Genomic DNA, 24045 nt, shown 5'->3' on the forward strand with positions numbered 1-24045 from the left:
GCCATAAACCGGGCCCACCATCGCGGCTGATGTTCCAGCCGCAACCATCCGCGATTCGCATTGCCGCGCTGCTCTTCGCACTGGCGCAGGGTCTCGCCGAATTCCTGACGCTGCAGCGCTGGCGGCTGCGCGCATGGATCGCGCGCTAGGCCCACCCGAACTCGAAGCGCTCGAGGAGATCATCGCTGCCGGGGGCAGCGCACTGCGCGTCACGCGCCACGAGAGCGCGGGCGCGCCCGGCATGGCGGCGCTGCCGGTCTATGCGATCGCGCTGGGCAGCGAAAGCGCCCAGGCGCCCGCGGCCGGCTTCTTCGCCGGCGTGCACGGGCTGGAACGCATCGGGACGCAGGTGGTCCTCTCGTTCCTGCGCAGCATCGTCGCGCGCCTCGCGTGGGACGAGACGCTGCATCGCCAGCTCGAGACGATGCGTTTCGTCTTCATGCCCCTGGTGAATCCCGGAGGCATGTGGCGCGGCACGCGCGCCAATCCCGCGGGCGTGGACCTGATGCGCAATTCGCCCGTGGAGGCCGCCGATCCCGTGCCCTTCCTGGTCGGCGGCCAGCGGATTTCGCCGGGCCTGCCCTGGTACCGGGGCCGGCTGGGCGAGCCGATGCAGCCGGAAAGCCGGGCACTGTGCGACACGGTCGAACGCGAGCTGCTGCCGCGGCCCTTCGCCATCGCGCTCGATTGCCATTCGGGTTTCGGCATGCGCGACCGCCTGTGGTTCCCGTTCGCGGGACGGCGCGCGCCGTTCGCCGCGCTCGCTCAGCTCCACGCCATGCACGCGATCTTCGAAGAGACGCACACGCATCACGTGTACCTGATCGAGCCGCAGAGCCGGCAGTACCTGGCGCACGGCGACCTGTGGGATCACCTGGTGCTGCGTGCCGATCCTTCGCGCGTCTTCCTGCCGCTCACGCTGGAAATGGGTTCGTGGCTGTGGGTGAAGAAGAATCCGCGCCAGTTCTTTTCGCTGCGCGGCCTGTTCAATCCGCTCGTCGGGCATCGCGAGCAGCGCGTGCTGCGCCGCCATTGGCCGCTGCTCGATTTCATCGTGCGGGCGGCGATATCCGCGCCGCGCTGGCTTCCCGCCACGCAGGAAGACAGGGAGCGGCACCGGCGGCTCGCGCGGGCGCGCTGGTATTCGGCATGAGCGCGACCTGGGTGTTGCTGCGCGGACTGGCGCGAAACAGCCGGCACTGGGAGTCCTTTCCGGAGCGGCTCGCGGCCGCCTTGGGCGACGGGGCGCCGGTGATCACGCCCGACCTCCCGGGCAACGGCGAGTTGCGCCACCTGCGCAGCCCCGCGAGCGTGCCGGACATGGTCGAGGCCTACCGACAAGGTCTGCCCGCGGGCTCGCGCGCTCACCTGGTGGGCCTGTCGCTCGGGGCGATGGTGGCCATCGAGTGGGCGCGGCGCTACCCGGGCGAGGTCGCGTCCCTGGTGCTGGTCAACGGCAGCGCAGGCGGAATTTCCCCGCCCTGGCGGCGGCTGCGGCCCGCGGCGGCCTGGGCCCTGGCTCGCGCAGCCCTGCCGGGGCGCACGCCCGAGGACCGCGAACGCCGCATCGTCGGCATCTGCAGCAACCTGGCGAGCAAGGAAGCCGTGGTCGCGCGGTGGGCGCACTACGCGCGCGAGGCGCCGAGCTCGCCCGCCAATGCGGCGCGGCAATTGCTGGCTGCGATGCGCTATCGCTGGCCCGGCTCACGCCCCGAAGTTGCGGGGCTGGTGATCGCGTCCACGGCCGATCGCCTCGTCTCGGTCGAGTGCTCGATCGAAATCGCCCGTCGCTGGAGCTGGCCGCTGCTGCTGCATCCGGCGGCGGGCCACGAGATCGCGCTCGACGATCCGGGCTGGCTCGCGCGGCAGTGCGCACGATGGCAGGACGTGTGATTTCACGCAACCGTCATGGTTGTCATCGAAGCGACGCGGAACTGCCACGAGCGCGTCACCTGCGCCTCGGACACTGCGGCAACGCTCCGAGGTGAACCATGAACGAATTGCCCACCCCGACCCTGCCGCTCTCGCCGGTCTCGCTGCCACGGGGGTCGCTTCATCGAAGCGATTCGCCTGATCGCGTCGAACGCCGTCCTGCGCTGGTGGCCTGGGCGCAGCACCAGGACGAAGTGAGGCAGGCGCAGCGCCTGCGTTACGACGTCTTCGCCAAGGAGATGGGCGCGCGCCTGGACACGCCGCTGCCCGGACACGACGTCGACCTGTTCGACGATTTTTGCGAGCACCTGCTGGTGCGGGACGGCGAAACGAACGAAGTGATCGGCACGTACCGCGTGCTCACGCCGGCCCAGGCGGTGCGCGCGGGCAGCTTCTACAGCGACACGGAATTCGACCTGACGCGACTGCGGCACCTGCGTGACCGCATGGTGGAGCTGGGCCGCAGCTGCGTGCACCCCGACCACCGCCACGGTGGGGTGATCCTCGCGCTGTGGGGGGCACTCGCGGAGTTCATGAACCGCAACCAGCTCGACACGATGATCGGTTGCGCGAGCATCCCCATGCTGCACAACGGCGTGCTCTCCGGGGATGCGGCGGCGAGCATCTGGAAGCAGGTGAGCCAGACGCACCTTGCGCCGATCGAATACCACGTCCGCCCCCGCCTGCCGCTGCCGATCGACCGCCTGGACGGCTCGCTCGAGGTGGAGCCGCCCGCGCTGATCAAGGGCTACCTGCGGCTGGGCGCCAAGGTGCTCGGCCCGCCGGCATGGGACCCCGACTTCAACTCGGCCGACCTGCCGATGCTGATGCGCATCGCGGACCTGCCGCCGCGCTACCGCAAGCACTTCGCAGCGTGAAACGCGACATGGAGCTGCCGATCGAGCGTCATGTGCGCGCGGTCTTCATCTCCGACATCCACCTGGGCACCCCGGGCTGCCAGGCGCTCGCGCTGCTCGATTTCCTGAAGCACCATCCCTGCGAATACCTGTACCTGGTCGGCGACATCGTCGACGGGTGGCAATTGCGCAAGCGCTGGTACTGGCCGCAGCCGCACAACGACGTCGTGCAGAAACTCCTGCGTGCGGCGCGCAAGGGCTGCCGCGTGATCTACGTGCCGGGCAACCACGACGAGTTCGCGCGCGATTTCACGGGTCACCACTTCGGTGGCGTCGAAGTCCTGCGCGAGGCCGTGCACGCGACGGCCGACGGCCGCAAGCTGTGGGTGATCCACGGCGATGACTTCGACGCGGTGGTGCAATGCGCGAAATGGCTCGCGTACCTGGGCGACACGCTGTACGAGTTCACGCTCAAGCTCAATCGCCATCTCAACCGCCTGCGCGGCCGCTTCGGCCTGCCGTACTGGTCGCTGTCCGCCTACCTGAAGCACAAGGTGAAGAAGGCACTGAACTACGTCACGGATTTCGAGCAGGCGGTGGCGCACGAGGCGAGCCGGCGCGGCTACCAGGGCGTGGTCTGCGGCCACATCCACCGGGCGGAGATGCGGACCATAGCCGGCGTCCTCTATTGCAACGACGGCGACTGGGTGGAAAGCCGCAGCGCCCTGGTCGAACACCTGGACGGCACGCTGGAGCTGCTCCACTGGGCGCCGACGCACGAGGTGCCCGCCGTCGCGAGATCCAGATTGGAGGAGACGGTATGAAGATCGCACTGGTCACGGATGCCTGGCAACCGCAGGTGAACGGAGTCGTCACGACACTGGTCGAGCTCGTGCGCGAGCTGCGCGGCTTCGGCCACGACGTGAAAGTGGTCGAGCCGAACCAGTTCGCCACGCGTCCCTGTCCCGGCTACGCCGGCATCGACCTCGCCGTGCGCCCGAAGAAGCGCGTCGCGGAGCTGCTCGATGCGTTCCAGCCGGACGCGATCCATGTCGCCACCGAGGGGCCGCTCGGCTGGGCGGCACGCGGATACTGCCTCAAGCGCAAGCTGAATTTCACGACCGCGTTCCATACGAAGTTCCCGGAGATCGTGAACGCGGCCACGAAGATCGTACCGGTGTCCTGGGGCTATGCCGTGATGCGCCACTTCCACCGGCCGTCGTCCGGCGTCATGGTGCCGACGCAGAGCGTGCTGCGGATGCTCGAGCAGCGCGGCCTGCGCCACCTGCGGCCCTGGACGCACGGCGTGGACACGACCCTGTTCAAGTTCCAGGCGCAAGCGGGCACCTGGGAGCTGCTGGGCGAACTGCCGCGGCCGGTGTCCCTGTTCGTCGGCCGAGTCTCCTACGAGAAGAACATCGCGGCCTTCCTCGACATGGAGTTCCCGGGCAGCAAGATCGTGTGCGGTGTAGGTCCGGTCGAGGCACAGCTCAAGCAGAAGTATCCGCATGTGCATTGGGTGGGCCTGCTGCCGCGCGACAAGCTCGCGCAGCTGTACGCGTCCGCGGATGTGTTCGTCTTTCCCAGCCATGCGGACACGTTCGGGCTGGTGATGGTCGAGGCGATGGCCAGCGGCACGCCGGTGGCGGCATTCCCGGTCGATGGCCCGCTGGAAGTGCTCGGCCGCGCGCATCCCGACGGGCGCCCGGTCGGCGGGGCGATGAATGGCGATCTGCGCCAGGCCTGCCATGAAGCCCTGGCGGTGCCGCGCGAGGAGGCGAGGGCGCGAGCGCTGGATTTCAGCTGGGAGCACGCCTCGCGGGTTTTCGAGGGCCACCTGGTGCCGGCGCGGGCCGAAGACCGCCGCGCCTGGGCGCTGGCCGGTGTCACGAAACTGTCATCGGACTCCTCGACACTGTCATAACCCTGTCACCCGAGCGCGCATGTCGGCCGTTCCAGTGCCTGCGGCCCTGGCCGAGGCCATTCCCTTTCTCGACCGCGACCACAGCATCCTCGCTTTCAACGAGCGGGTGCTCGACTGGGCCCAGCGCGCCGACGTGCCGCTGCTCGAGCGGCTGCGCTACCTGTGCATCGTTTCGTCGAACCTGGACGAGTTCTTCGAGGTGCGCGCGGCGCCGCACCTCGACGCGTTCAAGTCGGGCGACCACAAGGGCGAGTACACGGTCCAGAGCTTCGAGGCGCTCGCGCGCGCCGCACACACGCTGGTGGACAAGCAATACGCGCTCTACAACGACGAGCTGATGCCCGCTTTCGCGAAGCAGGGCATCGAGATCGTGGCGCATGGCGAGCGCACGGCCGCGCAGCGCGCCTGGGTGCGGGAGCATTTCGAAAGCGAAGTGCGGCCGCTGCTGATCCCGGTGGGGCTCGATCCTGCCCATCCATTCCCGCAGGTCGCCAACAAGTCGCTCAACTTCATCGTGCGCCTGGGCGGCAAGGACGCGTTCGGGCGCGAGAACGAGATCGCCATCGTCAAGGTGCCGCGCGTGCTGCCGCGCCTGATCAGGATGCCGCCCGGGGTGTCGGGCCGCAAGACGCTGTTCGTTTCGCTCTCCAGCGTGATCCGCGCGCACCTGGGCGAACTCTTCCCGGGCCGCGACGTCGGGCAGTTCTCGCAGTTCCGCGTGACGCGCCATTCGGACCTCGCGGTGGACGAGGACGATGTGAAGGACCTGCGCACGGCGCTGCGCCTGGGCTTGCAGCAGCGCCATTACGGCCAGGCCGTGCGGCTGGAGGTCTCCGCCGGCTGCTCCGACTACCTGGCGAGTTTCCTGCTGCAGCAGTTCGGCCTGCCCGGGCAGTCGCTCTATCGCGTGCACGGGCCGGTGAACCTGGTGCGGCTGGCGCAATTGATCGACATCGTGGACGCGCCGAACCTGCTGTTCCCGGTTTACAAGCCGTGCTATCCGACGCAGCTGCAGCCGGGCCGTCCGATCTTCGAGCAGCTTCGAAAGCGCGACGTGCTGGTGCATCACCCCTTCGAGAGCTTCGACGGCGTGGTCGCCTTCCTGCGCGAAGCCGTCGAGGACCCGAAGGTGCTCGCGATCAAGCAGACCATCTACCGCACCGGCAACGACTCGGAGTTGATGGAGCTGTTGCGTGAAGGCGTGCGCCGCGGCAAGGAAGTCACCGCCGTCGTGGAGCTGAAGGCGCGCTTCGACGAGGAGGCCAACATCAACTGGGCCGAAAGCCTGGAGGCGATCGGCGCCCAGGTGGTGTACGGCGTGGTGGGCCTGAAGACGCACGCGAAGATGCTGCTCGTGACGCGCCGGGAAGGCCGCCACCTGGCACGCTACGCGCACCTGTCCACCGGCAACTACAACCCGCGCACGGCGCGCCAGTACACCGATGTGGGCTTGTTCACGGCCGATGCGGCGCTCACGGCGGACGTCGACAGCGTCTTCGTGCACCTGGCCAGCCACAGCCGCCTGCCGCGCCTGTCGCAGGTGTGGCTCGCGCCCTTCCACCTGCATCGCAAGCTGATCGACCGCATCGAGGCGCTGGCCGAAGGCGCGGCCGCCGGCAGGAAGGCGCGCATCGTCCTGAAGCTCAACGCGTTGACCGACATCCCGCTCATCCAGGCGCTGGTGCGGGCGGGACAGTTGGGCGTGCAGATCGACCTCATCGTGCGCGGCGCCTGCATGCTGCCGGCCCGGCTGCCCGGCGTGACCGACAACGTCCGGGTTCGCTCGATCATCGGCCGCTTCCTCGAGCATTCGCGGGTGTTCTATTTCCGGCTCGACGACGAGGAGCAGCTGCTGCTGTCCAGCGCCGACTGGATGAACCGGAACATGCTCCGGCGCATCGAACTGGCGTGGCCGGTCAACGACCCGAAGCTGCGCCAGCGCATCATCGACGAATGCCTGGTGGCTTGCCTGCACGACAATCGCGATGCCTGGGACCTGATGCCCGACGGCCATTACAAGCGCGTCAAGGGCGCGGGTGAGCCCAAGGGCCATGGCGCGCAATCCGCGCTGATGGCACGCTACTCGGCGCCGGCAGGCGAGGAAAGGAGCTGATGCGATGGATTTGATCTTGTGGCGCCATGCCGAAGCCGAAGACGCGCCGCCGGGCGGCGACGACCTGCAGCGCGCGCTGACGCCGCGCGGCGAGAAGCAGGCCGCACGCATGGCGGCCTGGCTGGACCGGCAGCTCGCGGATGGCGTGAAGATCCTGTGCAGCCCCGCACTGCGCTGCGAGCAGACCGTGCTGCCGCTCGGGCGCAAGTACAAGGTTCGCGAGGAGCTCGCGCCCAATGCGTCGCCCGACGCGGTCCTCGCAGCCGCGCAGTGGCCCGATGCCAAGCAGCCGGTGCTGATCGTCGGTCACCAGCCGACGCTCGGCGAGACCGCCTCGAAGCTGCTCGGCATGAAGCCGCGCGAACTCACGATCCGCAAGGGCGCCGTGTGGTGGTTCCGCTCGCGCGAGCGGGCCGGGGAGGACCAGGTCGTGCTGGTGGCCGTGCAGTCGCCGGACATGGTCTGACCGGCAGGGAAGCCGCGGGCCGGACCGTCGCTTGCAATGATTCAATTATTCTTGTATGGTTGAATCATGAAAGAGGCCGCCGTCGTCGATTCGCTCGCCGCGCTCGCGCAGCCGCAGCGCCTGCGTGCCTTCCGCGCATTGGTGGTGGCGGGCCCGGAGGGCATCACGCCTTCGGTGCTCGCCGGCATGCTGGGCATTGCGCCGAACGCGCTCTCGTTCCACCTCAAGACGCTCGCGCAAGCGAAGCTCGTGACCGTGGAACAGAACGGCCGCAACCTGATCTACCGCGCGAACTTCAAGGCCATGAATTCCGTGCTGGGCTACCTCACCGAGCATTGCTGCGAGGGCGCGGCGTGCGAAGTGAAGCAGCCCGCTTCGTCGTGCAGAAACTGCTGAAAGGACTTCCATGAAACGCTTCCACGTGCACGTACATGTCGATGACCTGGCCAAGAACATCGCCTTCTACAACGCCATGTTCGGCCAGCAACCCGCCCGCACCGAATCGGACTACGCGAAGTGGATGCTGGACGATCCGCCGGTGAACTTCGCGATCTCGGCCCGCGGGCGCGCCACCGGTGTCGATCACCTGGGCATCCAGGTCGAAAGCGACGAGGATCTCGCCGCGCTGAAGGCACGCGCTTCGCAGGCGGACATGGCCTTGCTCGATGAAGGCAGGACCAGCTGCTGCTACGCCCGCAGCGACAAGTACTGGGTGACCGATCCGCAAGGCGTGGCCTGGGAGCAGTTCCACACGCTGGAGTCGATCCCCACGTTCAGCGAGACGCGGGCTCCCGCCGCCGGCTGCTGCGCCGCGAAGGACACCGGGAAGGCCTGCTGCTGAATGGGCAAGCCGCTCAACGTCCTCTTCCTCTGCACGCACAATTCGGCGCGCAGCATCCTCGCCGAAGCGATGCTGAACCACATCGGGCGCGGGCGCTTCCAGGCTTACTCGGCGGGCAGCAGCCCGCGCCAGAACCAGCAGCCGAATCCGCTCGCCCTCGAGGTGCTGCGACAGGCCGGGATTTCGACCGAGGGGCTTCGCAGCAAGAGCTGGGACGAGTTCGCGCGGCCCGGCGCGCCGCAGATGGACCTGGTCATCACGGTGTGCGACAACGCCGCCGGCGAGGTCTGCCCCGTCTGGCCGGGACATCCGGCCCGGGCTCACTGGGGCTATGCGGACCCATCGGAAGTGCAGGGCAGCGAAGAGGACCGGCGCGAAGCCTTCCGCCGCACCCTGGACGCGATCCACGCACGCCTGCAAACCGAGCTGCTGGGCGAGTCATGAGCCCGGCCGCGCCCGACATCCGCAAGGCATTGCTCGCCGAATTCCTCGGCACGGCGATGCTGCTGTGCGCGGTGATCGGCTCGGGCATCATGGCCGAGCGCCTCAGTGCCGGCAACGACGGTGTCGCGTTGCTCGCGAACACGTTGGCCACCGTGTTCGCGCTTTACGTACTGATCGAGGTCCTGGGTCCCGCGAGCGGGGCGCATTTCAATCCCGTCGTCACGCTGATGCTCGCCTGGCGCGGCAAGATGAGCGCGCACGACCGGCTGTCGCTGCCGCCGCTGTACATCGTCGCCCAGCTGGCGGGCGCCGTGCTCGGCGCATTCCTGGCGAACGCGATGTTCGATGAAGCCGTCGTGCAGATCAGCGCCAAACCGCGCGCGAGCGCTGGCCAATGGCTCGCGGAGGCGGTCGCGGCCGCCGGCCTGATGTTCGTGATCCTGCGCGGCCCGCGCGAGAAGATCGCCGGGCTGGTCGCCGCCTACATAGGCGCCGCCTACTGGTTCACCGCGAGCACGTCGTTCGCGAATCCCGCCGCGGTGGTCGGCCGCATGCTGAGCGACACCTTCGCCGGCATCGCGCCTGCCAGTGCCGCAGCCTTCATTGCCGCGCAGTTCGCCGGCGGGGCGGTCGGCACCTGGGCCGCGTCACACTTCGATCGGGGCTAGGCCAGCGCGAAGGCCCAGGGCATCTTCTGCCAGGCCTCGACTTCCTGGCGCAGCAGGTACGCCGACTGCGGGTAGTTCTTCGACCATGCCGAGGGCATCTTGAGCGTCAGCTTGCGGCCCGTGCCGGCCAGCTGCAGGCCCGCGACGTCCGGGTCGCGCCGCGCGTGGCACAGGATCACGGCGAGCCGCAGGCAGATCAGCTGGTGCACGAACAGCTCGTCGTCGAAGTCGGCCTCGAGCTTGCGCAGCTTGCCGCGGTGGCCGAGCACGAGCAGGCCGAGGCGGTGCAGTTCCGGCACCGCGAAGCCCGGGGCATCGGTGTTGTCCAGGATGTAGGCGCCGTGCTTGTGGTAGTCGCTGTGCGAGACGGCGCTGCCGATCTCGTGCAGCTGCGCGGCCCAGGCGAGCTTGCGCTCGTGGCGCGCGAGCACCTGCGGCTCGTCATTGCTGCGCAGGCGCCGCAGCAGCGTGCAGGCGGTTCGCGCCACGCGCGTGGCGTGGGCCGTGTCCGCGTCGAACTTCGCGCACAGCCGGCTGACGGTGGCGGAGCGCACGTCGGTGTCGGCCTTCTCGCGATCGAGCATGTCGTAGAGCACGCCATGGCGCAGCGCACCCTGCGCGGCCTGCATCTCGTGGATCCCGAGTGTCTCGAACACCGCCCGCAGGACGGCCAGCCCGCCGCCGATCACCGGGCGCCGGTCGTCCTTCAGTCCCGGCAGCTTGACCTTGTCGGCATGGCCGGCCGACACGAGCACCTCGCGCAACCAGTCGAGGTCTTCGCGCGTGATTTCGCCGGGAGCACCACCGGACGCCTGGAGGATGTCCGCCACCGCGCCTATCGTCCCCGAGGACCCGTAGCTCACCTGCCACTGGTCCGGCGCGTACGAGCCGATCGCTTCTTCCAGCACGGCCTGCGCCGCCACCTCGGCCGCGTCGAACGCATCGTCGGCCAGCACGCCTTGCGGGAAATAGCGCATCGACCAGGCGACGCTGCCCACGCGATAGCTTTCCATCACGCGTGCGTCGTAGCCGTGGCCCAGGATCAACTCGGTCGAACGGCCGCCGATGTCGACCACCAGCCGCTGCTCGTCGGATTGCGGCAGCAGGTGCGCGACCCCCTGGTAGATCAGGCGTGCTTCCTCCTTGCCGGAGATGACGTCGATGGGAAATCCGAGCACCTCGTGCGCGCGGGCCAGGAACTCCTCGCGGTTGCGCGCTTCGCGCAAGGTCTGCGTGGCCACGGCGCGCACCTGCGATTTGCGCATGCCCGCGAGCCGCTCGCCGAAGCGCGCCAGGCACTCCCAGCCGCGCTGCATGGCCTCGCGCGTGAGATTGCGTGCCGGATCCAGGCCATTGCCCTGGCGCACGGTTTCCTTGATGTACTCCGTGCGCCGGACCTGTCCGTGTTCGTAGCGGCCGATCTCGAGCCGGTAGCTGTTGGAGCCGAGGTCGACCGCGGCGAGCAGGGTGCCGTTCTGCATGGCTCAGGATACACCGGCCCCGCGGGGCGGGGGCTCAACCAATGACGCGGCCGTCCTGCGCAAGCATCGACTGGGTGACGTAGGCACCGCCGCGCCGGCGCGCGTCGAACACGATGCGGTAGCCGCCGACATCCAGCGCGCTGCGACGCTGGAACGCGGCAAGCGCGCTGTGGCGCGTGACCGGCCCATCGATGTCGGCCAGCACTTCGTAGGTGTAGCGCGCAGCGATGAACCCGGCCAGGCTCAGAGGCGTGGGCGGCTCGTCGAACAGGCGCCCGAGCACATCGCGGTACATGCGCACGATCGGCAGCGCCGCGTTCACCACCGGCACGGCCTGCGTGGCGATGACCGGCGTGGTGCGCGCGGCGCCCATCTGGATCATCGTCTGCAGGTTCACGTCGGCGAGCGCGACCACGTAGCGCTGGCGGGATTGCTTCTCCAGCCCCTGCGTGAACTGCACCAGCTCCGGCGTGCCGCCGACGAACAGCAGGACGGCCGGGCTGTTCTGCCCGAGCTGCGCGCCCAGGCGCTGCAGGTTGCCGCCCGCGCCGAACGCCTGCAGCTTCACCTTGAGTTCCGCCGCCACGCGAGCGATGTCGTCCTTGTAGGCGGCCTGTTCGGGGTCGGATGCGTACACCACGCCGATCTCGGTGATGCTCATGACCGACAGCGACTTCAGCGCATGCGCCACCTGTTCCTGCCGCGCCGCGAAGATCGGGAAGGTGCGCTCGTCGACGTCGGTTGCGGAGTTCTGCAGCCACGGCGCCGCGTGCGCGATCGCAAGCTGCTCGCTGCGCAGCACCTCGACCACGCGGTTGGCCGCGAGGTCGCCGGCCGTGCCGCACAGTGCGATGCACGTGGCGTTGTCCCTGATGGACGCGATGGCCGCGCGCACGGAGGCCGCGGAACCGTCGACTTCCAGGTTCAGGTGCTGAACGTGCCGGCCGCGGATGCCGCCGCGCGTGTTGATGTCCTGCCAGGCGGCGCGGCTGCCGATCAGGAAGTCCTTCGAGACATCCTGCTGGCCGGGGGACGCATCGAACACCTGTGCGATCGTGAGCGGCCCACCTGCGGCCTTGCCGGGCTGGGCGCGCACGGCGCCTGCCATCACGCTGGCGCCGCCGGCCAGCAGCAACTGCCGGCGGCTGAAACGGTGGGGGCTCACCGCTCAGTGGCTCTTGGGGGGCATCAGCACCCGGTCCACGGTGTGGACCACGCCGTTGGTGGCGACGATGTCGGCGTGCTGGACCATCGCTTCTTCGATGGTGACGTACTCGCCGGCCTTGGCGAGCGCCACGTTGGCGCCCTGGGCCGTCTTCACGTTGCCGTTCTTCACGTCGGCCGCCGTCAGCCGGGCCGGCACGACGTGGTAGCTCAGGACGGCCTTGAGCTTGGCCGGGTCGTGCGCGAGTTCGTCCATGGTCTTGGCCGGCACCGACTTGAAGGCCTCGTTGGTCGGCGCGAAGACGGTGATCGGGCCGGGGGCCTTGAACGTCTCCGCCAGGCCGGCTTGCGCCACGAGCGTGTTGAGCGTGGAAAGCTCGGGATCTTGCGCGATGGTGTCGGCCACGGACACCGGCGAGGCGGCGGGCTGGGTCGCGCAGGCGGCGACGAGGGCAACGACGGGCGCGAGCAGCAGGATGCGGCGATGGATCATGGATTCCTCCGGTTGTAAGGGTCGGGCCGAGCGTAGGAAACATCCGTGACATACGAGTGACCGATGCATGACAGATCGGTGACGAAAACCCCGCCTCAGCCCCGGCCCGGAGGCTGTGTCATGGAGATGTCACAAAATCTTCCTAGAGTGGCCGCATTCCATCAGCCCAACGAGAGGTGAATGACATGACCCGAATCCCCCAGATCGCGCTGATCGGCGCGGCCGCGCTCGCATTCGCGGGCTACGCGCAGGCGCAGGACGTGACCGGCGCCGGCGCCAGCTTCCCCGCGCCCCTGTACGCCAAGTGGGCCGCCGATTACAACAAGGCGACCAGCGTCAAGGTGAACTACCAGTCCGTGGGCTCCGGTGCCGGCATCAAGCAGATCGACGCGAAGACCGTGGACTTCGGCGCGTCGGACATGCCGCAGAAGGACGAGGACCTGGCCAAGAAGGGCCAGGTGCAGTTCCCGACGGTGATCGGCGGCGTGATCCCCGTGATCAACATCAAGGGCATCGCCCCCGGCCAGATGAAGCTCAACGGCCAGGTGCTCGGCGACATCTATCTCGGCAAGATCACGAAGTGGAACGACCCGGCGATCAAGGCGCTCAACCCGTCGCTGAACCTGCCTGACGCCGCCATCGCCCCCGTGCGCCGCGCCGACGGCTCGGGCACGACCTTCATCTTCACGAACTACCTGTCGAAGGTGAACGCCGACTGGAAGTCCAAGGTCGGCGAAGGCACGGCCGTCAACTGGCCCACGGGCGCGGGCGGCAAGGGCAACGAAGGCGTCGCCGCGTTCGTCGGCCGCCTGCCGAACTCGATCGGCTACGTCGAGTACGCCTATGTCAAGCAGAACAAGATGACGTACGCGATGATGCAGAACGCGGCCGGCAACTTCGTCGCGCCGGACGACACCGCGTTCAAGGCCGCCGCGGCCGGCGCCGACTGGAGCAAGAGCTTCTACCAGATCCTCACGAACCAGCCGGGCCCGCAATCGTGGCCGATCACCGGTGCCACCTTCATCCTGATGCACAAGGTGCAGGACAAGCCGGCCCAGGCCGCCGCCGTGCTGAAGTTCTTCAGCTGGGCCTACAAGAACGGCGACAAGACGGCCGAGAGCCTGGACTACGTGCCCATGCCCGCCAGCGTGAAGCAGCAGATCGAGAAGCTGTGGGATACGCAGGTCAAGGACGCGGCCGGCAAGCCGATCGCGTACAAGACCGCCGGCTGACCGGACGGAAGGAGCGGGCTTGTCCTCTACACTGCCGGCCCATGAGGCCACCCTGCCGAGGAGGCTCGCTGGTTCGCGCGAGCGCGAGATGACGCCGCCCCCGGCGGCCCCGCGCCGCTTCGCGCAGATCGCGGACACGCTGTTCGCCTGGGCCGCCAAAGGGGCGGCCCTGCTCACGCTCGCGCTGCTCGCGGGCATCCTGGCCTCGCTGGTCGTCGGCGCGTGGCCGGCGATCGACAAGTACGGGCTGGGTTTCCTCACCAGCAACGTCTGGGACCCCGTCAGCGGCGAATTCGGCGGGCTGGTGATGATCTACGGCACGCTGGCCACCTCGGCCATCGCGCTCGTCATCGCCGTGCCGGTGAGCTTCGGCATCGCGCTGTTCCTCACCGAGCTGTCGCCGGCGTGGCTCAAGCGTCCGCTCGGCACCGCCATCGAGCTGCTCGCCGCCGTGCCGTCCATCGTCTACGGCATGTGGGGCCTGCTGGTGTTCGGGCCCATCCTCGCGCAGTTCGTGCAGCAGCCGCTGCAGGCCCTGTTCGGCAATGTCCCCGTGCTGGGCGCGCTGTTCGCCGGCCCCCCGGTGGGCATCGGCATCCTCTCGGCCGGGATCATCCTGGCCATCATGATCATCCCGTTCATCTCGGCGGTCATGCGCGACGTGTTCGAGGTGACGCCTCCCATGCTCAAGGAGTCGGCCTACGCACTGGGCTCGACGACCTGGGAAGTCGTCTCCAAGGTCGTGCTGCCCTACACCAAGGCCGGGGTCATCGGCGGCATCATGCTGGGCCTGGGCCGCGCGCTCGGCGAGACGATGGCCGTCACGTTCGTGATCGGCAACTTCAACCAGCTCGAATCGCTGTCGCTGTTCCAGGCGGCCAACAGCATCACCTCGGCACTGGCCAACGAATTCGCGGAAGCGGCCAGCGGCATGCACCAGGCGGCGCTGATCTACCTCGGCCTCGTGCTCTTCTTCATCACTTTCGTCGTGCTGTCGCTGTCCAAGCTGCTGCTGGCGCGCCTGCGCAAGGCCGAAGGAGCGCGCGCATGAGGGGTACCGGCGCCCAGCTGCTCGAACGCGCCGACGCGAGCCAGGCGCGCGAGCGCATGTTCGCCGCCCGCAAGCGCATCAACAGGATCGCGCTGGGCCTGTCGCTCGCCGCGATGGTGTTCGGCATCTTCTGGCTGGTATGGATCCTGTGGGAGACCGTGGTGCTCGGCATCGGCGGGCTCACCTGGTCGACGATCACCCAGATGACCCCGCCACCGAACGAGGCAGGGGGGCTGGCGAACGCGCTCTGGGGTTCGTTCGTGATGGTGATGCTGGCGACCTTCATCGGCGCGCCGGTCGGCATCATGGCCGGCATCTACCTCGTCGAATACGACCCGAAGGGCTGGCTGGGTTCGACCACGCGCTTCGTCAACGACATCCTGTTGTCGGCGCCGTCGATCGTGATCGGCCTGTTCGTGTATTCGGTCGTGGTCGCGCGCTACAAGAGCTTTTCGGGCTGGGCCGGCATCATCGCGCTGGCGCTGATCGTGATCCCGGTCGTGATCCGCACGACCGAGAACATGCTGGCACTCGTGCCGTCGGGCCTGCGCGAAGCGGCCTACGCGCTCGGCGCGCCGAAGTGGCGCGTGATCATGAGCATCACGCTGCGCGCTGCCCGCGCGGGGGTGGTGACGGGCGTGCTGCTGGCGCTCGCGCGGATCGCGGGCGAGACGGCGCCGCTGCTCTTCACCGCCCTGAACAACCAGTTCTGGACCAGCGACCTGTCGCAGCCGATTTCCAGCCTGCCCGTGACCATCTTCAAGTTCGCGATGAGCCCGTACGAGAACTGGCAACAGCTGGCGTGGGCCGGCGTCTTCATCATCACCCTGGCCGTGCTGGGCCTGAACATCCTCGCCCGCGTGCTCACGCGGGCCCGCACCTGAACGCCATGAATCTCACGACCAAAGCGCCGGAAATCCCGAAGATCTCGGTCAAGGACCTGAACTTCTTCTACGGCAGGTTCCACGCGCTCAAGAGCATCAACCTCGACATCCCCGAGAAGAAGGTGACGGCCTTCATCGGGCCGTCGGGCTGCGGCAAGTCCACGCTGCTGCGCACCTTCAACCGCATGTTCGAGCTGTACCCTGAGCAGCGGGCCGAAGGGCAGATCGTCATCGACGGCGAGGACCTGCTCACCTCGAAGCAGGACGTCGCGCTGATCCGCGCGAAGGTCGGCATGGTGTTCCAGAAGCCCACGCCGTTCCCCATGTCGATCTACGACAACATCGCCTTCGGCGTGCGCCTGTTCGAGAGCCTGAGCGCGGCCGACATGGACGAGCGGGTCGAATGGGCGCTGCGCAAGGCGGCGCTGTGGAACGAGGTGAAGGACAAGCTGGGCCAGAGCGGCGCGGGCCTGTCCGGCGGCCAGCAGCAGCGCCTGTGCATCGCGCGCGGCATCGCGATCAAGCCCGAGGTGCTGCTGCTGGACGAGCCGTGCTCGGCGCTCGACCCGATCTCCACCGCGAAGATCGAGGAGCTGATCGCCGAACTGAAGTCGGACTACACGGTCGTCATCGTGACGCACAACATGCAGCAGGCCGCGCGCGTCAGCGACTACACCGCCTACATGTACCTGGGCGATCTCGTCGAAGTGGGCGAGACCGAGCAGATCTTCTTCAAGCCCAAGCGGCGCGAGACCGAGGACTACATCACGGGCCGTTTCGGCTAAGGAGTACGCGATGGCGGACAAGCATCTTTCCACGCAGTTCGATACCGAACTCAATGGCGTTTCCTCGCGCGTCCTCGAAATGGGCGGGCTGGTGGAATCGCAGCTGCGGCACGCGATGTACGCGCTGGCGCAGTACGACGCCGCGGCGGCGGCCAAGGTGATCGAGATCGAGGACCAGGTCAATGCGATGGAGGTCGAGATCGACCGCGAGCTGTCGTCCATCATCGCGCGGCGCCAGCCGACGGCGCGCGACCTGCGCCTGCTGATGGCGATCTCCAAGACCACGGCCAACCTGGAGCGCGTGGGCGACGAGACCGAGAAGATCGCCCGCATGGTGCAGTCGATCATCGAGAAAAGTGGCGCCGTGCGCGCGCTGCCGTCGTCGGACCTGCGCGTGGCGGCCGACATGGCCGCGGGCCTGCTGCGCAAGGCGCTGGATGCGCTGGCGCGCCTGGACACGACGGCGGCGGTGTCGATCATGAAGGAGGACAACCTGATCGACCAGGAGTTCGACGGGTTCGTGCGCAAGCTCATCACGTACATGATGGAAGACCCGCGCACGATTTCCGCGAGCCTGGACCTGCTGTTCCTCGCGAAGGCGATCGAGCGCATCGGCGATCACGCGAAGAACATCGCCGAGTTCATCATCTACATCGTCAAGGGCGCCGACGTGCGCCATACTTCGATGGAACACATCGAATCCGCCATCCGCTGATCGAATGAAGAACCAACCCCGCGTGCTCATCGTCGAAGACGAGCCGTCCATCGCGGAGCTGATCGCCGTCAACCTGCGCCACAACGGCTTCCAGCCGGTGTGGGCCGAGGACGGCGCGGCCGCCCAGCGCGAACTGGATGCGGTCATGCCCGACGTGATCCTGCTCGACTGGATGCTGCCGGGCCAGAGCGGGCTGACGCTGGCGCGCAAGTGGCGCGCGGACGCGCGCACCAAGCCCATTCCCATCCTGATGCTCACCGCGCGCGGCGACGAGCCCGACAAGGTCGCGGGCCTGGACGCCGGCGCCGACGATTACGTCACCAAGCCGTTCTCCACGCAGGAGCTGCTCGCCCGCATCCGCGCGGTGCTGCGCCGGCGCGCGCCCGAACAGGTGAACGACACCGTGTCGCTCGGCGGCCTGGTGCTCGACGCGTCCACCCATCGTGTCACCTGGAACGACCGGTCCATCAAGGTGGGCCCGACCGAATTCAAGCTGTTGCACTACCTGATGAAGCACCCCGAGCGTGTGCACAGCCGCTCGCAGCTGCTGGACAAGGTGTGGGGCGACCACGTGTTCATCGAGGAACGCACGGTCGACGTGCACGTGAAGCGCCTGCGCGAGTCGCTGGGCGCGGCCGGCGCGATGATCGAAACCGTGCGCGGCGCCGGCTACCGGATCTCGGGGCAGGTCCCCATCGGCGACAGGTCGGCGGCCTGAGCCCGCGCGGCTCGATCCCATGTTCTTTCGCATCGCGACGTTCCTCACGACGCTCCTTGTGCCCGCGATCGCGGGCTGGATCGCGGCGGGCGAGGGCGGCGCGTTCATCGGCCTCGCGGGCGGCGCGATCGGCTGGTTCCTCGTCGACCTGATGCGCGGCGTGCGCGTCCTGCACTGGCTGCGTTCGGGCTCGCCGGCGCAGGCGCCGCAGGTGCGCGGCCTGTGGGGCGAAGTGGCGGACCGCATGCGGCGCGGCCTGCGCGCGCGCGAACAGCAGGCCGAGGAGGTCGGCGAGCGCCTGCAGCATTTCCTCTCGGCGATCCAGGCGTCGCCCAATGGCGTCGTGCTGCTCGACACCGAAGGCCGGATCGAGTGGAGCAACCAGACGGCGCAGCAGCACCTGGGCATCGATCCCGAGCGCGACCGCGAGCAGCTGATCGGCAACCTGCTGCGCGACCCGGTCTTCACGGCGTACTACGCTTCGCGCGATTTCTCGCACGAGGTGGCGATCGTCGGGCGCGACAGCACGCCGGCGCGGCCGATGAAGCTGTCGGTGCACCTGCATCCCTACGGGCACGGCCGCAAGCTGCTGCTCTCGCGCGACATCACCGGCGTGGAGCAGGCCGAAGTGATGCGGCGCGACTTCGTCGCGAACGTGTCGCACGAGATCCGCACGCCGCTGACGGTGCTCACGGGCTTCGTCGAAACATTGCAAAGCCTGCCGCTTCCCGAAGAGGAGCGATCCCGCTACCTGGCGATGATGGCGCAGCAGGCGCACCGCATGCAGACGCTGGTCAATGACCTGCTGACGTTGTCGCGGCTCGAGGGCAGCCCGCCGCCAGGGCTCGCCGAATGGACGCCGCTGGCCCTCTTCACCGCGCAGTGCGACGAGGAAGCGCGTGCGCTGGCCGACGTGCTCGGCAAGGCGCACCAGATCAACGTCGCGCCTGCACCACCGCTGGAGGTCGCGGGCGCGACGAGCGAGCTGCAGAGCGCGATGTCGAACCTGGTGAGCAACGCCATCCGCTACACGCCGAGCGGCGGGCGCATCGACGTGCGCTGGCAGCGCCTGCCCGATGGCCGCGCGGAGTTCTCGGTGACCGACACGGGGCCGGGCGTCGCGTCCGAGCACCTGCCGCGCCTGACGGAGCGCTTCTACCGCGTCGACCGCAGCCGCTCGCGCGAGACCGGCGGCACGGGACTGGGCCTGGCGATCGTGAAGCACGTCGTGCAGCGGCACGGCGGCGAACTGAAGATCGAGAGCCGGCCCGGCGCGGGGTCGACGTTCGCGATCGTGCTGCCGGCTTCGCGCGTGCGACCGGCGGTCAGCCCCGGGACCGCCGCACGGCCCGCCACAGAATCGCAGCCAGGCTAGGCGCGAGCAGCAGCAGCGCGATGGCGCCCCCGGTCCAGAACGCGGCCGGCGAGTGTCGCGCGGACACCGGGCCGAGCCCGACATAGGCCAGCGCGTAACCGCCCGCCAGGCCCACGCCCCACAGCAGCACGGCATAGGCGACGAAAGGCGCGATGACCACGCGGTAGCAGCGCAGCACGAACACGCACATGGCCTGCGACGCGTCGCCGAGGTGGTAGACCGCCAGCCAGGCCAGCAGGCCCGAAGCCACGGCCACCACATCGGCGTTGGGCGAATAGACGGCGGCAATCTGCGTGCGACCCAGGAACATCGTGCCCGACATGAGCAGTGCCATCGCCAGGCCCATCTTGAAGCCGGTGCGGATCACGTGGCGGGCGCGCCGGGTGTCGCCGCTGCCGAGCCAGAAGCTCACGCGCGCGCTGGTCGCGATGGACAGCGACAGCGGCACCATGTACATCACGGCCGCGAGGTTGGCGGCGATCTGGTGGGCCGCCGAAGCCACCGTGCCTTGCCGCGCGATGAACAGCGACATCAGGGTGAAGGAGGTGACTTCGACCATCACCGCCAGCCCGCCCGGAACGCCCAGGCGCGCGAACTCCGCGATGGTCGGCCAGTGCGGCCGCTCGAGCGCCTGCCAGATCGCGTAAGGCCGGTACAGGTGCTGCGTGCGCAAGGTCCATGCGGCGACGGCGATCATCAGCCAGTTCACGCACACGGTGGCCCACGCGCATCCCACGGCGCCCTGCGGCTCGATCCCCAGCCCGCCGAATACGAACCAGATCGTCAGCGGCACCTTCACCAGCAGCGACATCGCCTGCAGCCAGGTCACGAGCTTCGGGTGGCCCAGGCTCTGGTTCAAGGTGCTGTACATGCGAAAGAGCAGGGCGGCGGGCAGCGCGAAGACCAGCACGCCGAGGTACCGGCCCACGTCGCCCTCGAGTGCGGCCGGCACTTCGGTCAGGCGCAGCAGCTGTCCCGGAAAGAGCAGCGCCACGGCGCCGACCGACATGCCCAGCAGCGCGAGATACAGCGCCTGCCGCACCGAGCGGCCCAGTTCATGGTGGCGTTGCGCGCCATGCAGCTCGGCCCAGGTGGGCAGCAGGGCCTGCAGCACGCCCATCAGCGCGACGAACACGGTGATGTAGACCGCCGCACCGACCGACAGCGCGGCGAGCGCCTGTTCGGAATAGCGGCCGGCCACGATGGTGTCGCAGATGCCGAACGCCATCACGGCCAGCTGGCCCACCAGGACCGTGGACGCGTGGCGGGCGATGATCCCGAACTCGCTCTGGCGGAAGTCGCTCACCGTGTCGCGGGTGCCCTGCGGTAGACGAGGACGTTTTCGTCGCTGTCGGACGGCCGGCGCACGCTGGCGACGAGCTGCCATTGCCGCATGTCGAGCGCCACGTGCGCGGCCGCTTGCACGGTCGCCGAAACCAGCAGCCAGGGGCAGCTCTGCGACTGCGCGGCCGGGCGCAGGTCCATGGCGCCGTGATAGGTGAAGGCGGCGAGCTGCGCGCGGCTCAGGCCCAGCTCCTCCACGCAACCCGGTGTGTCGACGTACCTCGCGACGTTGTGCACCAGCGGGCTGTAGCTGCGCGCGTAATCCAGCACCGGCAGGCCCAGCGTCATGAGCAGCAGCCAGCACAAGGCCGTGCCCGATGCGGGCAGCACGAGGCTTTTCCAGATCACCTGGCGGTGGCGCCCCGTGCGCCAGCGCACGAGCCAGCCCCAGGCCAGCGTTCCGGCGAGTGCGACGGCGAGCGCGATGAGCGAGAAGCTGGGAACGAAGCCCGGCGCGAGCCGCGCGATGTTGGCGGCGGGCTTGGCAGGGATGCCCGTCTGCAGCGACAGCCACACCACCCAGATGGCGATCGCGCAGGCCGTGAAGAACAGCAGCGTGAACCAGTCGATCAATGCGGCGGCGCTGCGGCTGAACGTGGGCAGGGCGAAGGCGGCCAGGGTCGCAAGGGCCGGGAGTGCCAGGAGCAGCGAACGGTCGGAGGTCGGGGTCGACAGCATGGTCCCGATCGCCACCGCGACGAACCACAGCGGCAGCGCCACGTGCTGGCTGGCCACCTGCCGCCGCCAACGCCACAGCGTCCACATCGCCAGCGGCCAGGCGGGCCAGGCGAACCACAGGAACAGCCGCAGCTCGGGACGCCACTCGTGCGACGATGCCGGCAGGTCCACCCGCCAGTGCCACAGGTCCAGCGCGGTGGCGAGCGCCGCGCCAACCGCCACCGCTGCAGCGATCACGAGGGCCTGGACGCCCGGATGCGGCTGCCCGCTTTCCGGCGCGTCGCCGCGACGCAAGAAGGCGACGAGCATGCCGCCGGCGCCGAAGAGCGCGGCCATCGAGGGCCCGCCGGAAAGCGTCAGTGCGAGCAGTCCGGCAAAAAGCCCGATGCCCGCGGCCCACGGGCGGTAGGGCAGCGCGGCGATGCCGTAGAAGGCCGTGGCGGTGAAGGCGAGCTGCGCGAGCGAAGGCGTGGTCTCGTGCGAGAACTGGGCGAGACCGAGGCACGCGACGAGCGCGAGCAGGCCGCCGTCGGCCATCGCGCGCGCGTAATCCGTGGGTTTGGCCTCGCCGCCGAACGCGAAGGGCACCGGCTGCGCCTGCGGGCTGCGCGCCAGGTAGTACACGCCGTACCAGGTGGCCGACAGCGTGAGCGCGAGCAGCGCGATGAAGGGCACGCGCGCCGCGAAGTCGGGCGTGACCCACGCGGGGGCGACTTCGATGGCCCAGGCGCCGAGCCAGTAGGGCAGCAGCGCATCGAACTCCGGCGGCCGCCCGAGCAGCGTAGGGGCGAACCAGGACGCATGGCCGCGCGCCAGTTCGAACATGTGGCCGAAGCTCGTGATATCCGCGCTCTTCCACGGCCCGCGGCCGACGAAGCCTGGCACGACGTACGCAAGGCAGAACAGGAAGAGCACCGCGCGCGGAAGGCGGCGCACCGCGTCCTGGGCGACGATGGCGGGAGTGGGCTGGTTCACGTGACCCGCGATTATGGGGCTGCAAAAACAAAGGGCAGCCTGGGCTGCCCTTTGCTTGCGCGAGGAAGGATTACTTCTTCGTGCCGAAGCGGTTGCGGAACTTCTCGACGCGGCCGCCCATGTTGTCCACGGACTTCTGCGTGCCCGTGTAGAAGGGGTGCGACTCGCTCGAGGTGTCGAGCTTGAAGAGCGGCAGCTCGCGGCCGTCGTCGGCCTTGCCCGTTTCCTTGGTCGTGACGCACGAGCGCGTCACGAACTTGAAGCCGTTGGAGAGGTCCACGAAGAGCACTTCGCGGTAGTTGGGGTGGATGCCTTCTTTCATGATCTTTCCTGGGTCGTCTGCGGCAGCCGCTCCAGCCCTTCTGGAGTACTTTCCGCGGGAAACCGGGAATTATAGCCGGTCGTGGTCCAGCCGGAGCTCCAGGGCCGCGGCGAAGCGGGTGAGGACCGTGGTCAGCAACAGGTAGATGCAGGCGGTCGTGGCCAGCGTGGCTACCGGCTGGAAAGTCACCGCCTGCACGCGATTGCCGACGTTGGTGAGTTCCACGACCCCGATCGCGAAGGCCAGCGACGAGTCCTTCAGCAGCGCCACGACGTTGCTCGCCAGCGGCGGCAGGGCCACGCGGGCGGCCTGCGGGAGCACCACGTGCGCCAGGACCGCGCGCGGGCGCATCCCGAGCGCCACGGCCGCGTCGCGCTGGCCCTGGGGCACCGCGAGCAGCGCGCCCCGCACGGCCTCGGCGTTGTAGGCGCCGACGTTGACGGCCAGCGCGATCACGGCCGCCGCGAAGTCCGGCAGCGTCACGGCCGGCAGCAGCACCGGCAGCGCGAAGTACACGAAGAGGATCTGCACCAGCAGCGGCGTGCCCCGGATGAGCCAGATGTAGGAGCCGGCAAGGCCGGCCGCGAGCGGGTTTCCGGAGGTGCGTGCCAGCGCCGCCACGAGACCGAGCACGAGGCCGATCGCGCCGGAAACCACGGTCAGGGCGAGCGTCGTGCGCGCGCCCGACGCGAACTGCTGTGCGTTGTTGCCGATGGGGTCGGGCAGCCACGACAGCACCTCGCCCAGGCCCGCGAGCACGGCGACGAGCAGCACGGCCGTCGCGGCGAGGAGGGCGTTGCTGCGCGCCGCGCGAGCCGCGCTCATCGGCAGCGCACGTCTTCGCCGAAATACTTCTTCGACAGCGCGGCGTAGCTGCCGTCGGCCATGGCGGCGGCCAGCGCCTCGTTCCACGCGCTTGCAAGCGAGGCATTGCCCTTCGCCGCCGCGGCCGCGATGCGCTCGGTGAACAACAGGTCGCCCAGGTGCAGCTTCAGCGCCGGGTTCTTGCGTGCGGATTCGATGGCCGTGAACCGGTCCGTCACCCACGCATCGACCCGTCCGGCCGCCAGCGCGGAGCGCGCATCGGCATCCGACGGGAAATTCTTGACGTCCCGCGCCGTCCCGAGCCGCGTGACGTGCTCTAGGTACGTGGTGCCGGTCTGCACGGCGACGGTCTTGCCGGCCAGCGACTTCGCGGTGGCGATCGATGCATCGCGCGCCACGATCATGCCGCCCGAGCAGTAGTGCGGTGCCATGAAGGTCACCGCCCTGGCGCGCTCGTCGGTGATGCCGTGCGAGGCGATCGCGAGGTCCCAGCGGTCCTGCGCAAGGCCGGTGAGGAGCGCGTCGAAGCCGACGGCCTTCCACTCGATCGCCAGGCCCATCTTCTTCGCGAGCAGCTCGGCGAGTTCGACCTCGAACCCCGTGAGTTTCGGGCCGTCGAAGTAGTTGAAGGGCGTGAACGCGCCCTCCGTGGCGGCCACGAGCTTGCCGCTCTTGCGGATCGCGTCGAGCGGACGCGCGAAAGCCGCGCCCGGGAGCGCGGCCATGAGGGGAAGAAGGAGGAGGAGGGGGCGCCGGCG

The 24045-nt window shown here is 68.9% G+C and carries 26 protein-coding genes; 18 read left to right on the top strand and 8 right to left on the bottom strand.

Annotated elements, in window-relative coordinates:
* Positions 1–133 precede the first annotated feature (133 nt).
* From AC3EF3_RS08250 to AC3EF3_RS08300, 11 genes are all read left to right on the top strand, one after another.
* Entirely contained in the window at positions 134–1153 is a 1020-nt protein-coding gene (locus AC3EF3_RS08250; RefSeq protein ID WP_488531670.1) for a M14 family zinc carboxypeptidase, read from the top strand.
* Positions 1150–1893 (top strand): alpha/beta fold hydrolase, encoded by a 744-nt coding sequence (locus AC3EF3_RS08255; RefSeq protein WP_488531671.1) that lies wholly within the window; start codon positions 1150–1152, stop codon positions 1891–1893. The genes AC3EF3_RS08250 and AC3EF3_RS08255 overlap by 4 nt, the downstream gene beginning before the upstream one ends.
* Before the next feature lie 98 nt (positions 1894–1991).
* Positions 1992–2810 carry a GNAT family N-acetyltransferase gene (locus AC3EF3_RS08260; protein WP_488531672.1) on the top strand — a complete coding sequence of 273 codons (819 nt, stop codon included), beginning with the start codon at positions 1992–1994 and terminating at the stop codon, positions 2808–2810.
* Positions 2720–3613, top strand: a complete 894-nt coding sequence (locus AC3EF3_RS08265; protein ID WP_488531673.1) for a UDP-2,3-diacylglucosamine diphosphatase — start codon at positions 2720–2722, stop codon at positions 3611–3613. The genes AC3EF3_RS08260 and AC3EF3_RS08265 overlap by 91 nt, the downstream gene beginning before the upstream one ends.
* Entirely contained in the window at positions 3610–4713 is a 1104-nt protein-coding gene (locus tag AC3EF3_RS08270) for a glycosyltransferase family 4 protein (RefSeq protein WP_488531674.1), read from the top strand. Before AC3EF3_RS08265 ends, AC3EF3_RS08270 begins: the two co-directional genes overlap by 4 nt.
* A 19-nt stretch (positions 4714–4732) precedes the next feature.
* Positions 4733–6826, top strand: coding sequence for a polyphosphate kinase 1 (gene ppk1, locus AC3EF3_RS08275; RefSeq protein ID WP_488531675.1), 2094 nt, complete (start codon positions 4733–4735; stop codon positions 6824–6826).
* Between the two features lie 4 nt (positions 6827–6830).
* Positions 6831–7292 (top strand): SixA phosphatase family protein, encoded by a 462-nt coding sequence (locus AC3EF3_RS08280; RefSeq protein WP_488531676.1) that lies wholly within the window; start codon positions 6831–6833, stop codon positions 7290–7292.
* Positions 7293–7358: 66 nt separating this feature from the next.
* Positions 7359–7688, top strand: coding sequence for an ArsR/SmtB family transcription factor (locus AC3EF3_RS08285; RefSeq protein ID WP_488531677.1), 330 nt, complete (start codon positions 7359–7361; stop codon positions 7686–7688).
* A gap of 10 nt (positions 7689–7698) precedes the next feature.
* A complete protein-coding gene (locus tag AC3EF3_RS08290) occupies positions 7699–8133 on the top strand; it encodes an ArsI/CadI family heavy metal resistance metalloenzyme (protein WP_488531678.1) in 435 nt (144 codons plus the stop codon).
* On the top strand, positions 8134–8577 hold the full coding sequence (locus AC3EF3_RS08295; RefSeq protein WP_488531679.1) for an arsenate reductase ArsC: 444 nt from the start codon (positions 8134–8136) through the stop codon (positions 8575–8577).
* Positions 8574–9245 carry an aquaporin gene (locus tag AC3EF3_RS08300; RefSeq protein WP_488531680.1) on the top strand — a complete coding sequence of 224 codons (672 nt, stop codon included), beginning with the start codon at positions 8574–8576 and terminating at the stop codon, positions 9243–9245. Before AC3EF3_RS08295 ends, AC3EF3_RS08300 begins: the two co-directional genes overlap by 4 nt.
* Here AC3EF3_RS08300 and ppx read toward each other — a convergent pair.
* Genes ppx through AC3EF3_RS08315 form a run of 3 tightly spaced genes read right to left on the bottom strand, consistent with a single transcriptional unit; the run spans position 9242 to position 12383 of the window.
* Positions 9242–10726: an exopolyphosphatase gene (gene ppx / locus AC3EF3_RS08305; protein WP_488531681.1), complete on the bottom strand. Its 1485-nt coding sequence runs from the start codon at positions 10724–10726 to the stop codon at positions 9242–9244. The two genes, AC3EF3_RS08300 and ppx, sit on opposite strands and share 4 nt — an antisense overlap.
* Positions 10727–10760: 34 nt before the next feature.
* On the bottom strand, positions 10761–11891 hold the full coding sequence (locus AC3EF3_RS08310) for an ABC transporter substrate-binding protein (protein WP_488531682.1): 1131 nt from the start codon (positions 11889–11891) through the stop codon (positions 10761–10763).
* A 3-nt stretch (positions 11892–11894) separates the two neighbouring features.
* Entirely contained in the window at positions 11895–12383 is a 489-nt protein-coding gene (locus tag AC3EF3_RS08315) for a fasciclin domain-containing protein (protein WP_488531683.1), read from the bottom strand.
* A 185-nt stretch (positions 12384–12568) separates the two neighbouring features.
* Here AC3EF3_RS08315 and pstS point away from each other — a divergent pair, with 185 nt between their 5' ends.
* The 7 genes from pstS (at position 12569) to phoR (ending at position 19143) form a co-directional block, all read left to right on the top strand.
* Positions 12569–13615 carry a phosphate ABC transporter substrate-binding protein PstS gene (gene pstS / locus AC3EF3_RS08320; RefSeq protein ID WP_488531684.1) on the top strand — a complete coding sequence of 349 codons (1047 nt, stop codon included), beginning with the start codon at positions 12569–12571 and terminating at the stop codon, positions 13613–13615.
* Between the two features lie 88 nt (positions 13616–13703).
* A complete protein-coding gene (gene pstC, locus AC3EF3_RS08325) occupies positions 13704–14666 on the top strand; it encodes a phosphate ABC transporter permease subunit PstC (protein WP_488533757.1) in 963 nt (320 codons plus the stop codon).
* Positions 14663–15550 (top strand): phosphate ABC transporter permease PstA, encoded by an 888-nt coding sequence (gene pstA, locus AC3EF3_RS08330; RefSeq protein WP_488531685.1) that lies wholly within the window; start codon positions 14663–14665, stop codon positions 15548–15550. Before pstC ends, pstA begins: the two co-directional genes overlap by 4 nt.
* A 5-nt stretch (positions 15551–15555) precedes the next feature.
* A complete protein-coding gene (gene pstB / locus AC3EF3_RS08335; protein WP_488531686.1) occupies positions 15556–16335 on the top strand; it encodes a phosphate ABC transporter ATP-binding protein PstB in 780 nt (259 codons plus the stop codon).
* Between the two features lie 10 nt (positions 16336–16345).
* Positions 16346–17050, top strand: a complete 705-nt coding sequence (phoU, locus tag AC3EF3_RS08340; protein WP_488531687.1) for a phosphate signaling complex protein PhoU — start codon at positions 16346–16348, stop codon at positions 17048–17050.
* A 4-nt stretch (positions 17051–17054) separates the two neighbouring features.
* Positions 17055–17768: a phosphate regulon transcriptional regulator PhoB gene (phoB, locus tag AC3EF3_RS08345; protein ID WP_488531688.1), complete on the top strand. Its 714-nt coding sequence runs from the start codon at positions 17055–17057 to the stop codon at positions 17766–17768.
* 19 nt (positions 17769–17787) lie between these two features.
* Positions 17788–19143, top strand: a complete 1356-nt coding sequence (gene phoR / locus AC3EF3_RS08350; protein ID WP_488531689.1) for a phosphate regulon sensor histidine kinase PhoR — start codon at positions 17788–17790, stop codon at positions 19141–19143.
* Here the strand turns inward: phoR and AC3EF3_RS08355 are convergent.
* The 5 genes from AC3EF3_RS08355 to AC3EF3_RS08375 all read right to left on the bottom strand — a co-directional run bounded on the left by AC3EF3_RS08355 (position 19094) and on the right by AC3EF3_RS08375 (position 24012).
* Positions 19094–20449, bottom strand: coding sequence for an MATE family efflux transporter (locus tag AC3EF3_RS08355; protein WP_488531690.1), 1356 nt, complete (start codon positions 20447–20449; stop codon positions 19094–19096). The genes phoR and AC3EF3_RS08355 overlap by 50 nt on opposite strands.
* A complete protein-coding gene (locus AC3EF3_RS08360; protein WP_488531691.1) occupies positions 20446–22140 on the bottom strand; it encodes a hypothetical protein in 1695 nt (564 codons plus the stop codon). Before AC3EF3_RS08360 ends, AC3EF3_RS08355 begins: the two co-directional genes overlap by 4 nt.
* Before the next feature lie 70 nt (positions 22141–22210).
* Positions 22211–22462 carry a type B 50S ribosomal protein L31 gene (locus AC3EF3_RS08365; RefSeq protein ID WP_488531692.1) on the bottom strand — a complete coding sequence of 84 codons (252 nt, stop codon included), beginning with the start codon at positions 22460–22462 and terminating at the stop codon, positions 22211–22213.
* 69 nt (positions 22463–22531) lie between these two features.
* The gene (locus AC3EF3_RS08370; RefSeq protein ID WP_488531693.1) at positions 22532–23287 is read right to left on the bottom strand and encodes an amino acid ABC transporter permease; all 756 of its coding nucleotides are present in this window, start codon (positions 23285–23287) and stop codon (positions 22532–22534) included.
* Positions 23284–24012, bottom strand: coding sequence for an ABC transporter substrate-binding protein (locus AC3EF3_RS08375; protein ID WP_488531694.1), 729 nt, complete (start codon positions 24010–24012; stop codon positions 23284–23286). The genes AC3EF3_RS08370 and AC3EF3_RS08375 overlap by 4 nt, the downstream gene beginning before the upstream one ends.
* Between the last annotated feature and the right edge of the window lie 33 nt (positions 24013–24045).

This window comes from Ramlibacter sp. GS1-15, assembly GCF_057785015.1.